At 27.0% G+C, this 14,558-nt stretch carries 14 protein-coding genes and 1 pseudogene; 2 read left to right on the top strand and 13 right to left on the bottom strand.

The genetic code is table 11. The features are described 5' to 3' along the window. Positions 1–76 precede the first annotated feature (76 nt). The 6 genes from FYJ26_RS00440 to dut all read right to left on the bottom strand — a co-directional run bounded on the left by FYJ26_RS00440 (position 77) and on the right by dut (position 7,757). On the bottom strand, positions 77–1,366 hold the full coding sequence (locus FYJ26_RS00440) for a methionine gamma-lyase family protein (RefSeq protein WP_154538772.1): 1,290 nt from the start codon (positions 1,364–1,366) through the stop codon (positions 77–79). After that, a complete protein-coding gene (miaA, locus tag FYJ26_RS00435) occupies positions 1,356–2,297 on the bottom strand; it encodes a tRNA (adenosine(37)-N6)-dimethylallyltransferase MiaA (RefSeq protein WP_154538771.1) in 942 nt (313 codons plus the stop codon). The genes FYJ26_RS00440 and miaA overlap by 11 nt, the downstream gene beginning before the upstream one ends. After that, positions 2,287–4,098 carry a DNA mismatch repair endonuclease MutL gene (mutL, locus tag FYJ26_RS00430; protein ID WP_154538770.1) on the bottom strand — a complete coding sequence of 604 codons (1,812 nt, stop codon included), beginning with the start codon at positions 4,096–4,098 and terminating at the stop codon, positions 2,287–2,289. Before mutL ends, miaA begins: the two co-directional genes overlap by 11 nt. Then, positions 4,098–6,716, bottom strand: a complete 2,619-nt coding sequence (gene mutS, locus FYJ26_RS00425; protein WP_154538769.1) for a DNA mismatch repair protein MutS — start codon at positions 6,714–6,716, stop codon at positions 4,098–4,100. Before mutS ends, mutL begins: the two co-directional genes overlap by 1 nt. A gap of 73 nt (positions 6,717–6,789) precedes the next feature. Further along, positions 6,790–7,329, bottom strand: coding sequence for an oxidoreductase (locus FYJ26_RS00420; protein WP_154538768.1), 540 nt, complete (start codon positions 7,327–7,329; stop codon positions 6,790–6,792). Next, the gene (gene dut, locus FYJ26_RS00415; RefSeq protein WP_154538767.1) at positions 7,329–7,757 is read right to left on the bottom strand and encodes a dUTP diphosphatase; all 429 of its coding nucleotides are present in this window, start codon (positions 7,755–7,757) and stop codon (positions 7,329–7,331) included. The genes FYJ26_RS00420 and dut overlap by 1 nt, the downstream gene beginning before the upstream one ends. 159 nt (positions 7,758–7,916) lie before the next feature. On the opposite strand from dut, the gene pepT reads away from it, so the two are divergent. Both pepT and FYJ26_RS00405 read left to right on the top strand, forming a co-directional pair. After that, positions 7,917–9,146, top strand: coding sequence for a peptidase T (gene pepT, locus FYJ26_RS00410; RefSeq protein WP_154538766.1), 1,230 nt, complete (start codon positions 7,917–7,919; stop codon positions 9,144–9,146). A gap of 66 nt (positions 9,147–9,212) precedes the next feature. Continuing rightward, positions 9,213–9,449 carry an elastin-binding protein EbpS gene (locus FYJ26_RS00405; protein WP_154538765.1) on the top strand — a complete coding sequence of 79 codons (237 nt, stop codon included), beginning with the start codon at positions 9,213–9,215 and terminating at the stop codon, positions 9,447–9,449. A gap of 254 nt (positions 9,450–9,703) precedes the next feature. Here FYJ26_RS00405 and FYJ26_RS00400 read toward each other — a convergent pair whose 3' ends face one another. The 7 genes and pseudogenes from FYJ26_RS00400 to FYJ26_RS00375 all read right to left on the bottom strand — a co-directional run bounded on the left by FYJ26_RS00400 (position 9,704) and on the right by FYJ26_RS00375 (position 14,556). Continuing rightward, on the bottom strand, positions 9,704–10,930 hold the full coding sequence (locus FYJ26_RS00400; protein ID WP_154538764.1) for a peptidase U32 family protein: 1,227 nt from the start codon (positions 10,928–10,930) through the stop codon (positions 9,704–9,706). Then, positions 10,923–11,555, bottom strand: coding sequence for an O-methyltransferase (locus FYJ26_RS00395; RefSeq protein ID WP_154538763.1), 633 nt, complete (start codon positions 11,553–11,555; stop codon positions 10,923–10,925). The genes FYJ26_RS00400 and FYJ26_RS00395 overlap by 8 nt, the downstream gene beginning before the upstream one ends. Further along, the gene (locus FYJ26_RS00390) at positions 11,545–13,221 is read right to left on the bottom strand and encodes a ribonuclease J (protein WP_154538762.1); all 1,677 of its coding nucleotides are present in this window, start codon (positions 13,219–13,221) and stop codon (positions 11,545–11,547) included. Before FYJ26_RS00390 ends, FYJ26_RS00395 begins: the two co-directional genes overlap by 11 nt. After that, positions 13,205–13,663 (bottom strand): Fur family transcriptional regulator, encoded by a 459-nt coding sequence (locus FYJ26_RS00385; protein WP_154538761.1) that lies wholly within the window; start codon positions 13,661–13,663, stop codon positions 13,205–13,207. The genes FYJ26_RS00390 and FYJ26_RS00385 overlap by 17 nt, the downstream gene beginning before the upstream one ends. Before the next feature lies 1 nt (position 13,664). Next, positions 13,665–13,895 carry a DUF1292 domain-containing protein gene (locus FYJ26_RS10910; protein WP_176269327.1) on the bottom strand — a complete coding sequence of 77 codons (231 nt, stop codon included), beginning with the start codon at positions 13,893–13,895 and terminating at the stop codon, positions 13,665–13,667. 3 nt (positions 13,896–13,898) lie between these two features. After that, positions 13,899–14,306, bottom strand: a pseudogene (ruvX, locus tag FYJ26_RS10905) (Holliday junction resolvase RuvX); the annotation flags it as partial. Beyond that, on the bottom strand, positions 14,299–14,556 hold the full coding sequence (locus FYJ26_RS00375; RefSeq protein WP_154538760.1) for an IreB family regulatory phosphoprotein: 258 nt from the start codon (positions 14,554–14,556) through the stop codon (positions 14,299–14,301). The gene FYJ26_RS00375 and the pseudogene ruvX, both read right to left, overlap by 8 nt. Positions 14,557–14,558: the final 2 nt, after the last annotated feature.

Below are 14,558 nucleotides of genomic sequence, written 5' to 3'. Positions count from 1 at the left end.
TAGCTAACAATCCCATCCTAATATATAATTTTATCTAGTTTAGCATATTTTAAATTATTAATACTCTGAAATATCTTTATAAACTTATTTCTTTTTTATTTAATAAATTATTTTTAAGAAATTTATCTAGTACATTCATCAAGGCTAATTTACCATGATATTTATTAAGCCCACCTTGTAAGTAAACTATATACGGTTCTCTTAAAGGCCCATCACAAGATAGCTCTGATGTGGCTCCTTCTATAAATCCTCCTGACGACATTATTACAGGATCTTGGTATCCAGGCATATCATCTGGTATTGGAGTTAAATTAGCATCAACGCTGCATGATTCTTGAATTGCTTTTGCAAATAACTTTAGTTTATCACTATCATTGAGTATTATAGACTGAACAATATCGCTTCTCGGGTCATTTACCTTTGGTATAACTTCATAAGAAAGGTTTGTGAAAGATTTGGCAAATAATAAATTTACTTTTATTGACTCTATTGTTGTATGAGGAGAAAAGTATAAACCTTGTAATACACTTCTAGTAGTTCCAAAACTCAATCCTTCATCTTTTCCTATCCCAGGTGCTGTAAGAGTATTTGAGCAATATTCAATCAAGTTTTTTTTGCCAGATATGTATCCTCCAGTTAAAGCTATACCACCCCCCATATTCTTAATAAGAGAACCTGCAATTATATCAGCTCCTACTTCTATTGGTTCCTTAATTTCTGTAAATTCTCCATAACAGTTATCTATAAATATAATTACATTATTATTTACTTCACGTATTATACTTATAGCTTTCTTAATTTCACCTATTGTGAAAGCTCTTCTATTCGTATATCCTGTAGATCTTTGAATCATGACTATTTTTGTATCATAATCTAGCTTATCTTTTATCTTCTCATATTGAATACTTGTTCCATTTTTTAAATCTATTTTGTCATATTTAATTCCTTTAGATAAGAGATTTCCCTTTTTATTTCCCTTTATTCCAATAACTTGTTGTAAAGTATCATAAGGGTCACCAGTAATGGACAATAATTTATCATTATAATTTAAAAGTGCATATAAAACTATAGATATAGCATGAGTGCCTGAAACTATATTTGGTCTTACCAATGAATCTTCTGCTTTAAATATTGTAGAAAAGATATCCTCACATTTCTCTCTTCCTATGTCTGCATATCCATAACCTGTAGCAGAATTAAAATCCATAGTAGATAAGTTATTTTCTTTAAAAGAATTTAAGACTTTAATTTGATTGAATTCACTAATTTTATTTAAATCATCAAACTTCCCATTGAGAGATTTATCTATATTATCTACATATTTTACTATAAAATTATCTATATTATAAAAATTACTATAAATCATATTTCTCCTTAATATATTCATATATTTTTCCAATGTTTAAATTTTCCTTATAAATCAAATCAGAAAAATCATAATTTAAATATTTTTTCATCCAAGTTATTTGCCTTTTCGCGTAATGTCTAGTATTCTTTTGTATTTCATCTATTAGCCTATTTTTATCTATTTCTTTACTTAAATAAGGAAAGAATTCCTTATATCCGATAGCTTGTAGTGATTTTGAATTCCTATTAAGGTTATAATATTTTAAAATCCTCATAAATTCATCTTCTAGACCTTCATCAAACATTTTTAAAACTCTAGCATTTATTTTTTTATAAAGAACATTTCTATCTTTATAGTTTAAAAAAATCAATAGAGGATCTATATCTTCATTTAGTTTTCTAGATCCTTTCCTAATTTGACTAGGTTTTTTTCCAGATAATTTATATGTTTCGAGAGCCCTTATTATTCTATTTTTCTCATTTGGATGATATTTTATAGATTCATTAGGATCTATTTCTTTTAATTTTTCATAAATATAATTATTTCCTTTTTCTTCAGCTAATTTGTTATAATATTTCCTTATACTTTCATCTTTTTTTGCAATTCCATAGTTCATATTAAATAATATTGAGTCAATATAAAATCCTGTTCCTCCAACAACTATGGGTATCTTATTTTCTTTATTAATTTTTCTTATTAACTTTCTTGCACTTTCTTTGAATTCATTTACGGAATATTCTTCATTAGGTTCTCTAATATCCAAAAAATAATGGTTAATACTATCCATATCATGTTTATTAATTTTATTAGTACCAATATTCATTTTCTTATATATTTGTTGACTATCTGCCGATATTATTTCGCCATTAAATTTTTTTGCAATCTTTATAGCTAAATCACTTTTCCCACTCGCTGTAGGTCCAGTAATTATGATTACCTTATCTTTCAAAATATTTCTCCATTTCACTTTCAGATATACTGATTAATATAGTCTTACCATCAAATGTTTTATAAGGATTATCAAGCTTATTTAAACCATTAATGAGTTCATTAGCCTCATCTTCATTAATCCTATCACCTTTCTTAAAACTTATATTATTTATTATTTTTGATATTTTATCATAAAATAAATCTTCATCATTAAAGTTTAAATCTAAAAGTTCATAGAAAAAGTTGATTTTTTCAGGTATATCAAAAATCAGAGGTAAAGATCTTATAATAAGCTTATCTGATGAAAATTCCTCAATATCAAAACCTAATTTTTTAAATAAATCTTTATTTTCTATATATTTACTATAATCATTTATATTTATTTTCATAATAATAGGATCTAATAACTGTTGAGAAACTATTTCTTGATTTTTAAAATCTTTTATATATTTTTCAAATTTTAGCCTTTGCTCAGCACGCCTATGATTTAATAATAAGAGTTTATCATTATATTCAAATAAAGAATATTTTCCAAATAATGAAGATTTATAGATTATTTTACTTATATCAAAAATATTTTGTTTTACTAATTTGCTTTCTTCGTGACTATTAATACTTTCTTGGATATAATTATCTTCCATATTAGTAATATTATTTTCTGATTCTACATCCTTTTTATTAAAGAAATTATAAAAATATTGACTGTTATAATTATCTTCTTTAACTATACTAGAATCATTGATTTTATTATAAGCATTTAAGATGTCACTATAATCTTCATAGAAATTTAGTTCTTTAGATTTTTCATTTTTAATTTTTATTTCTTTACTTGATACATTTTCTATGACTTTTTTTCCTATATTTTCTTTTATTAGAGAAAGAAGCTCATCTTCGTATGAAAGTTTTATTTCTCTTTTATTAGGGTGAATATTGACATCTACATTATTAGAGTTTGTATTTATAAAGATAAAAAATGCTGGATATCTTGAATTTGGTATAAGTCCACTGTAGGTATCTTCAATAGAATTGCTTATTTTTTTGTATTCAACCAATCTATTATTAATAAAGATATATTGTAATGATCTATTTCCCCTATAGTAATTAATGCTTGAAGTGTATCCACTTATCTCATATAAGTTATTTTTTATTTCTAAATGAATTAACTCATCTTTTAGATTTTCATCAATTAAATTATAGATTTTACTTATTAAATTTTGATTTTCTAATGTATGAAAGATAAATCTATCATCTTTTATAAATTTAAAAGAAATACCATCATAACCCAAAGCAAAAGCATGGATAAGCCTACTTATCCTATTTGATTCTCTTATATCACTTGCTAAAAATTTTCTCCTTACAGGAATATTCTTAAATAAATTATATACTTCAATACTGGTACCTATATTGGTTGCTATAGATGATTTATGAATAAGCTTATTGTTTTTATAGACTACTTTTTTACCAACCTTGCTATTTTTTGTACATGATATTAAAGTAAGATCAGCACAAGCTAAAATAGAAGAAAGAGCCTCACCCCTAAATCCTAAAGTAAATATATTATATAAATCATCAAATGTATTTATTTTTGACGTAGCATGCCTTTTAAATGCAAGTTCTAATTCATATTCTTCAATACCTGTGCCATCATCGGTGACTCTGATATAAGATTTACCACCATTCTTAATTTCAACAACTATATTCTTTGCCTTGGCATCAATTGAGTTTTCAACCAATTCTTTTACAATTGATAGTGGAGATTCAATTACTTCTCCTGCTGCAATTTTTTCGATTGTATTTTTATCAAGTTGAACTATTGCCATTATAGCTCCCTAACCTTTATAATTAATTTATTTAAAATATTTATAGCCTCTAGTGGGGTTAAATCATTTATATTAATATTTTTGCAAAAAGATTTGATATCATTAATTTTCCTATTTTTTATATTACTTAAAGTTTCTTTTATATTTTCTTTTGAATTTCTACTTATATTAGAAATAGACTTATTATCATCAATTTTTGCCATAAATATTTTAGCATTTTCTATTACTTCTTCTGGTAGACCCGACATTTTAGCCACTTCAATACCATAAGACCTATCTGACTTGCCTCTTGAAATCTTTCTTAAAAAAACTAGGGAATTATTCTCTTCAAGTATATCAATTTTAAGATTAACTACATTTCTAAGCTCGTTTTCTAGAATTGTCAATTCATGAAAATGAGTCGCAAATACTGTCTTTATTCTTTTTTTCTTACTTAAGTACTCTACAAGACTCATTGCAATTGATAAACCATCATCAGAACTTGTTCCCCTTCCTACTTCATCTAAAATAATAAATGAGCTCTCAGTTGCATTTTTTAATATATTACTTACCTCATTCATTTCTAACATAAAGGTAGATTCACCTTTAGAGATATTGTCACTTGCCCCAATTCTTGTAAATACTTTATCACATATAGATATCTCAGCTTTGTCACATGGTACAAAGGAACCTATTTGAGCAAGTATAATAATTATAGCCATCTGCCTCATATAGGTAGATTTACCTGCCATATTAGGTCCTGTTATAATTTGGATTAAGTTATCTTCTTCTCCTATATCTGTATCATTTGCAATAAATTCATTTTCTTTAAGATTTTTTTCTATGACTGGATGGCGACCATTTATAATCTTAATGATATTATCATTTCTCATTATAGGCTTAGTGTAATTATTTTCCCTTGCAAGCTTACTCAAAGAGTTTAATGCGTCTATAATTGCTATTAACTTAGACAAGTATTGGAGTTTTTTCGTATTTTCTAAAATAAAATCTCTAAGTTCATTAAAAATTTCATATTCAAGCTCATTTATCATATCGCTTGAGCTTAATATCAAATTAGATAATTCTTCTAATCTTTCAGTTGTATATCTTTCTTGATTTTTTAGGGTTTGTTTTCTTATATAGCTTTTTGGAACCATATTTATAAAAGACTTAGTTACTTCAATAGAATAACCACTATTTTTATTGTAGTTAATTTTTAATTTTTTAATACCCGTTTTTTCTCTTTCACTTACCTCATATTCAAGGAGATCTTTTTCAGCAGATTCTGATTCAAGCTTTAACTTATCTAGCTTATCATTAAAATTATCCTTTATGATGCCTCCGTCAGTTATAGATATAGGAGGATTATTAACTACAGCTTTTTCTAAAATTTCATAAATATTTCCAATATCTGGTATTATATTAGCTAAGTCCTTATATGCCTTATTATTTAGATTAGATAAATATATTTTAAATTCCGGTATATTCCTTAATGACGATTTTAATGAAATCATATCTCTAGCATTTGCTCTTTGATAGGAAATTTTTCCCACAATTCTTTCTAAATCATATATATCATCTAAAAAATAAGTGATTTTTTCTGAAACATCTCTATTTGAGAAAAGATATTCAACCATATCAAGCCTTTTTTCAATCTTTTCTTTTTCAATTAATGGTCTTTCAAGCCATTCATTTAAAAGTCTTGAACCCATTACTGTATCCGCCTTGTCAATAAGCTTTATTATAGAGTTTTCCTTGCCTTTTTTATCTATATTATTGTGAAGTTCTAAGTTACGTCTAGTATTTGCATCAAGCTCCATATATGAATCAATTTCAAGAAGCTCTATTTCATTTAAGTGAGCTAGATTTTCATTATGAAATTTGTAAATATAGCTTAAAAGATTTGAACAAGCTACAAGTGCGATTCTTAAGTTATTAATTTTACTATAATTAATATCACCAAGATGTTCTCTTACATTTTGGATAAAGTCTTCAAAGTTATTATTATCATCTATTTTATTTATTAGAATACTAGGATTTAAATCCAAATATTCTCTGAATTTTTTGTTTTTAAAATTTGAATTTATAAGTATTTCTGAAGGAGAAATTTTTTCGACTTCATCTATAAGCTTGTTTCCAGTAATATTAATTTTATTTCTTATTTCAAAGCATACTAATTTTCCTGTTGATATATCAGAAAAGCATGCTCCAATACCAAATTTATTTTCATATAACGAAAGAAGATAGTTATTTTCTTTTTTATTAAGAGAGTCTAGATCAACTATGGTACCGGGACTAATAACTCTTGTTATAGCCCTTTTTACTAACCCTTTTGCTTTTTTGGGATCTTCAACTTGATCACATAAGGCCACTTTATGTCCTTTTTTTACTAATTTATTTACATAAGTATCAATTACATGATGGGGTACTCCACACATTGGTGCTCTTTTATCATGACCACATTCTTTTCCTGTTAGTGCTAATTGAAGTACTTTGCTAATAGTAATGGCATCATCAAAAAAAGCTTCATAGAAATCACCAACCCTATATAATAGGACTGAATCATTAAAGTTTTTTTTGACATCTACATAGTGTTTGAGCATAGGAGTTAGTTTTTCGTATTTAAACTCATTATTCATATTATCACATCCTTAATCAATTATATCATATTGATCTATCTTCTAAAATAAATAACCCATGACTAGTCATGAGTTATTTTATATTAATTATTTTTACATTTTTAATCCATTTATTGGCATCTTTTTGCTGTTTATCTACTACATAGAATACACCTAATTTTTTATCAAAATCTATATTAGCTTTATTAATAGTTTTATAAACAAGATAAACTCTATCAACTTCAAGTGCACTTTCTAGAGCTATACTAGTTTTGTTTCCCTTACCATCTATAAATTCAATAATATTATTTAAATTAGGATCTATATCTACTTTGTTTATTAGTCTATCAAGTGACAGCCCTTCAATATCTATAACTACATCACTATGTTGATTTATTTTTGAATTTTGACCACCCATTTTTCTTATATCTCTAAGGCTAAGTGAAGTGATTTCATTATCTTTATTTTTTATTACTATCATTTCATTGTCATATTTGGATAAGTTTTTATTAGAAATATTATCTATTATATTTGCTAGAAGAAAAACTGCAAATATTATGGCAATTATAATTAAGATAATGTTATACTTATTTTTATTAAAATTTTTTTTGATTGAATTTTTCTTCTTTCTCATTATTTCCCTGTTGAGCCTATTCCTCTTTCTCCCCTACTTGTTTCACTTAATTGGTCAACCTTATTTATTCTAACTCTTTCATAAGGTTGAATTATTAATTGAGCAAGCCTTTCTCCCTTTTTTATAACTTGAGTTTCTTTGCCAAAGTTATAGAAAAATAACTTAATCTCTCCTCTATAATCACTATCTATTATACCAGTAGAATTTGCAAGCATTAAGTTTCTTTTTACACCAGTTGAAGATCTTGGATATATCGCTGCAAAATATCCCTCAGGTATTTCTATCTTTAGACCTGTATCTATACATTTTGTTTCACCGCTTTTAATGATTACATCCTCATCATTAAATCCATATATATCCATACCAGCTGAGGATGCTGTTTTATATTCTGGTAATTTATTTTCAGTTTTAATATTCAAATCTTTCATTTAATCAACCCCTATAATCATAATCTATAATTAATTTTACCATAAATCCCAATTTTTAAAAAATAAGAAAAATCAAGAATTTTCAAGTTATAAAGCATTTAGAAACTGCTTTTATCAAATTATAAATTAGTAGTATAATTAGTATTGAAAGGAGTTAATATGACAGATATTTGTAATAGGTTTTTAAAATATATAGCTATTGATACTAAGAGCAATCCGGAAAAAGCTTCAGAGATTAAACCTACAAGTGAGGGTCAACTTGAATTAGCAAAAGTTTTAAAAGATGAATTAAGAGATTTGGGACTTGAATCTACTATAAATGAGGAGGGGTTTCTTTTTTCGACTTTAAAAGCTAATATTGATAAAGACTTACCAAAAGTTGGATTCATTGCCCATATGGACACTTCACCAGAAATGGATGGGAAAATTGTAGATCCGCAAATTATCAAATATAAAGGTGGAGATATTAAACTAAATGATAATATTTACCTAAAGACTAGTGAATTCCCTGTATTAGATAATTTAGTAGGTAAAACCTTAATAACAACTAGAGGTAAATCGCTCCTAGGTGCTGATGATAAAGCTGGTATAGCTGCAATTATGAACGCATTAGAATTTTTAGTAAATAATCCAGAGATTAAGCATGGAGATATAAAAATTGCCTTTACACCCGATGAAGAGATTGGAACAGGTTGTGATAGCTTTGATGTATGTAGTTTTGGAGCTGATTTTGCTTATACTATAGACGGAGGTAGATTGGGTGAATTGGAATATGAATCGTTTAATGCTGCCGATGCAAAAATTTATATTAAAGGTAAGTCAGTGCATCCTGGTACTGCAAAAAACACTATGATAAATTCTATCAGCCTTGCGAAAGAATTAGATGATATGTTAGGTCAAGTACAAAGACCTGAGCATACAGAAGGATATGAAGGATTTTATCATATGGTCTCTATAAAAGGTAGTGTAGAAGATACTCAATTAAACTATATAATAAGAGATTTTAATAAAGACGAATTTCAAATTAAGAAAGCTTTTTTATCAGATTGTATAGAATTTTTAAACAAAAAATATAACAATAATATAAAACTTGATTTAAGTGATACTTATTATAATATGGGAGATATTTTAAAAGACAAACAAGAAATAATAGATTATGCAAGAAAAGCTATGGAAAATCTTGGAATAGAAGTTATCTGTCAACCTATAAGGGGTGGTACTGATGGCTCAAAATTATCTTTTATGGGTCTACCATGTCCTAATATTTTTACAGGAGGATATAATTTTCATGGTATATATGAATTTATTCCAATAGAAGATATGGAGATGGCAAGTAAAGTTATTGTAGAAATTACAAAAGAAATTAGTAAAAATAATAAAGTGATATAAATCTCACCTTAATGGGTATAAATGTAATATTGAAGATTCTAATTAATATTTATAAAGGAGATTTTTATGACAGATAAAAAAGTAACAAATGCCAATCAATATAAAGGTGATGAAGAACTTGATAAAAAAGTTAGAGAAGAAAATAAAGAACAAGGTGGAGAATCATTAGATAAAAAACATAATGCAGACCAAGAAAATCTTAGAACTATATCAGATGAAGCTGATGAAAACTCTAACGTTGGAGTAGAAGCTAGAAGAACAAGATCAGATTTTTCTGAAAATCCATCTAAAGACAAAGAATAAGCATTAAAATAAGCAACAATTCTTTAAAAATGGCTTGTTGCAAAGACGCCAAAATTAAAGGTAATGAAAAAGAATAGATATTGAAGTGTATCCATAAAACTGGACGTAATATTTAATTAATTCGTTGTAGTGGATGTGGGTCTGTAAATAGTTTTGTGTATCAACCTAAATCCTGAAATGATATGTACCCTCTTTACCGGACAAACCAGTAAGGATGGTACATATCATATTCTATTCTGTTTTCACTACTTTTTTTATTTTATTTCTCGTCTAACAATATCACCTTTTTGGAGTTCATGGTCTATTTTAATATATACTATTTGTTTTGCCTTATTTGCAGTATCAATATCATTTCCGTTAGAATCTTTCATATTATTTATTTTAAATTCTATATATTCAGAATTATTTCCGAATATTTCAACCTTGTCGCCTAATATAAATTTATTTCTTTCCTCAAGTTTTGCTATTTTTTGATTTTTATCATAATCTAGAACTACGGCAATAAAATCATAATTTCTAATATATGATGAATTTTCATAAATTTGTGCATCTTTGCCAGGTCTTCCATAGAAAAATCCCTTAGTAAAATGTCTATGACTAGCTTTTTTTATTTCATCAAAATATTTTTGTGCAATTTTTTCATTAAATGTACCCTTATAATATGCATTAATTGCTTGCCTATAGCTCCTTATTACAGTTGCTACATAAAATACCGTCTTCATTCTTCCTTCTATTTTAAAAGAATCTATTCCTGCTTCAATTAACTTATCAATTTCATCTATTAAACATAGGTCTTTAGAATTCATAATAAAAGTTCCGTTTTCATCTTCTTCTATAGGATAGTATTCACCTGGTCTTTTTTCTTCTTGAATACTATATTTCCACCTGCAAGCGTGAGCGCAATCTCCCCTATTAGAATCTCTCCCTGTCATATAATTGCTCAATAAGCAACGTCCAGAGTATGAAATACACATAGCACCATGAATAAAACATTCTATTTCTAAATCTTTAGGCACATTTTTTCTAATTTCAATAATCTCATCTAAAGACAGTTCACGTGCAAGTATTACTCTTTTTGCTCCTAAATTATACCAAAAATTAATAGTATGAGAATTCGTAACAGAAGCTTGAGTAGAAATATGTAAATCTATATTTGAGTTTTCTTTAGCTATCATGAAAATACCAGGATCTGATATTATTAATGCATCAACTCCAATTTTATCTAAAAACTTTATATAGTCAACAATACCATCTAAATCATTATCATGTGGTACAATATTCATAGTAATATGACATCTTACATTATGATTATGTGCATAGTCAACAGCTGCTTTTAATTCTTCAGAATCAAAGTTCTTTGAATTTTTTCTTAATCCAAAACTATTTCCAGCCATATAAACCGCATTTGCTCCAAATTTTATTGCTGCTTTTAATTTTTCAAAATCTCCTGCAGGTGCTAATAATTCAACTTCTTTATTCATTAAGCCTCCTTGTGCTTATACTTATTCCATCTCCTATAGGAATTATACTTGTATCAAATTCTTCTAAATTAGTTATATATGATAAAAATTTTCTTAATTTTTTTACTATGGTAATACTTCTTCTTATTATAAGATCATCATTGGATACTTCGCCTCTAAATAAAATATTATCACATACAATAATGCCATCTTTATTTAACAATTTAGAAGCCTTATCAAAATAATATTTGTATTTTGCTTTGTTTGCATCTATGAAAACAAAATCAAAGCCTTGATTTATTTCATTCAAGGCTTTTTTTGCATCCATGTTTATAATATTAATTTGTTTGTTGTATTTAGAAAAGTTTTTTTTAGCTATTTTTGCCATTTCTTCTGATTTTTCAATAGTAGTTATTCTTGCTCTACTATATTTAGAAAAAATTAAAGAAGAGTAGCCTATAGCTGTACCTATTTCAAGAATAGATTTAGGTTTTTTTATATATATTAAGCTTTTAATAAACTCTTTAGTTTCTAACTTCATAATAGGTATATTATTTTCCAAGGCATATTTTCTTTCAAAAATATAATCATCATCTAAATATATATCTTTTAAATATTCGCTTATATAATCATAATTAATATTCATTTTCACTTACTTCTGTTAGTACTGGCAAAATCATAGGATCTCTTCCAGTTTGGTTATATATATATGACTTTAGAGCTTCTCTTATTTGATATTTTATCTGACTAATAGCGTGTATATCCTTATTTTGACACTTATTCATAGTTCTTAAAACTACATCTTTTGAATTTTCAATTAAATCTTGATTTTCTTTAACATAAATAAAGCCTCTTGACACAATTTCAGGATTTGATAAAACTTTTTGAGTATGTTTCTCTATAGTTAAGGATACTACAAGTAGACCATCTTCAGATAAGTGCTTTCTGTCTTTTAATACAATATTACCTACATCCCCTATTCCAGATCCATCCACTAATACATTCCCCGCTTGAACTTTACCATTGATTCGTGCAGATTTTTTAGTAAATTCAAAAATATCTCCATTTTCACCTACTAGTATATTAGAGCTATTCATACCCATATCCATAGCAATTTCTTTATGTTTTTTTAGTTGTCTTGGCTCTCCATGGGCAGGAATAAAGTACTTTGGCGTAGTTAGTTGATGCATTAATTTTATTTCTTCTTGACAAGCATGGCCAGAAGCATGAACTTTAGCTAAAGAATCATATATAATATCACATCCTATTTTAGTCAAGTTATTAATGGTATTATTAATTGACATCTCATTACCTGGGATAGCAGAAGATGATAATATAACTGTATCAGACTCATTTAAATGTATTTGTCTATGCTCATTATTTGCCATTCTTGTCAAAGCAGATAAAGGTTCACCTTGTGTACCTGTAGATAAAATTACGATTTGATCATCTGAATATTGTTTTATATTTTTTATATCAATTAGAGTATTACTCCTAACCTTTAAATATCCTAAATTACCAGCTATTTTTACATTATTTAACATTGAACGTCCAGATAAAACCACTTTTTTATTATACTTTTCAGCAGCATATATTACTTGTTGAACTCTATGAAGATTTGAAGCAAAAGTTGCTACTATAATTCTACCCTTAGCTTGACCAAAAATATTTATAAAGGTTTGTCCAACCTCACTTTCACTCATAGAACTTCCTTCTATTTCTACATTAGTCGAATCAGAAAATAGGCATAAAATACCTTTTTTGCCAAGTTCTGCTAATTTTTGAATATCAGTTGGTTCTCCGTCTATTGGTGTGAAATCCATTTTAAAGTCACCTGTAAATAAAACTGTTCCTATTGGAGTTCTAACAGCTATAGCACATGAGTCCGGTATAGAATGACTTACTCTAATAAATTCACAACTAAGATTTCCTAATTTAACTGTATTATTAACATTAACCATCTTAATCTTATTTGGGTTAAGACCATGTTCTTTAAATTTATTTTCTAATAGACCTTTAGTTAACTTGGAGCAGTATACATTTGTATCTATATTTTTTAATAGGTAAGTTATTCCACCAATATGGTCTTCATGTCCATGAGTGATAAATATACCCTTAAGTTTTTCTTTGTTTTCTTCAATATAAGTAAAATCTGGAATAACTATATCTACTCCTAACATATCTTCATCTGGAAATGTTAATCCACAATCAATAAGAATCATTTCATTTTTATATTCTACTACAGTACAGTTTTTCCCAATTTCACCCAATCCCCCAAGGGGGATAACTTTCAATTTATTTTGCGTTCTCATTTTTACTCCTTATTTCATTTTGACAATCGGAGCAAATCCCATAAATTCTTAAGGAATAATAGTCTAAATCAAAATCATATTTATCTCTAAGTATTTCTGCTAGTTCATCATTTTCTAATATTTTTTCTTCAACTATTTTCCCGCAATTAGTGCAAATTAGATGATCATGATGCTCATCATTTTGCCCAATAAGCTCATAAGTATTAACAGAATCTGTAAATTCTTGTTTGTTTACTATACCTAATTCTTCGAAAATATTTAAAGTTCTATAAACTGTGGCTATTCCAACTTGTTTATTTTCTTGATGAACTATTGAAAAAAGTTCCTCAGGTGTCAAATGTTTTGAATTAGCATTATTTAGAGCATTGAAAATTATTTGTCTTTGCTTAGTGAATTTATGGCCATTTTTTTCAAAAATCTTTTTCAATTGTTCGTTATTCATACTAATCTTCTTTCATATCTTCATATATATTAATAATCTCGTCTAATTCCTTATCATTTTCAATAAACTTAAAACTTACGGAATCTTTTTCTTCAATAACTTCAAAAATAACAATAAAATCCTCATCTAAAGGTTCTAATGCCGCATAAGTTTTTTCATCCACTCCGAATGTGTCGATTATATTAAATTCGACTTCTTTATTATCTTTGTCTTTTAAAACAATTTTATCCATAGATCTCCTATCTAAATAGGTTTGTAAAATAAAGGTTGCTGCAATCTGATCTATGTATTTTTTTCTATTTTCTCGTCTTACAGACATATCCATTAATACTTTGTTAGATTGCAAGCTTGTCATTCTTTCATCTTGATATTTAATTTCAATATCAGTCGTGCTTTTTAATAAGCTTACAAAAGAAATCACCTTCATAGCCTGTGGGCCTAAGGTGTCATTCATATTTTTAGGAAGTCCAATTACTATTAAATCAACTTCTTTTTCTTCTATTATTTCTAATAGTTTTTCTATATCCAAGCTAGCTTTTTGTCTTTTTATTGTAATATAAGCTTGTGCAGTAATAAATAAAGGATCGCTAAGTGCGACCCCTATAGTTTTATCGCCCAAGTCTAGTCCCATTATCCTACTCATTTATATAATAATTAATAATTTCTTCCAATATTGTATCTCTATCAACTTGCCTTATAAGCTTTCTAGCATTATTATGGCCTGTTATATAAGTAGGATCTCCACTCATTAGATAACCTATTATTTGATTTGTTGGTTTATAACCCTTATCTTCTAAAGCCTTATAAACTTCAGTAAGAATTTCCCTTATATTTACTTCTTTTTCTTCTTGTGGTTTAAAACGCATAGTTTCATTGAAATTATTATCTGACATTT

It is taken from the genome of Anaerococcus porci (assembly GCF_009696575.1).
In the GTDB taxonomy this organism is placed as follows: domain Bacteria; phylum Bacillota; class Clostridia; order Tissierellales; family Peptoniphilaceae; genus Anaerococcus; species Anaerococcus porci.
The sequence above is the reverse complement of the archived record's forward strand: the minus strand, read 5'-3'. Positions and strand labels throughout refer to the sequence as shown.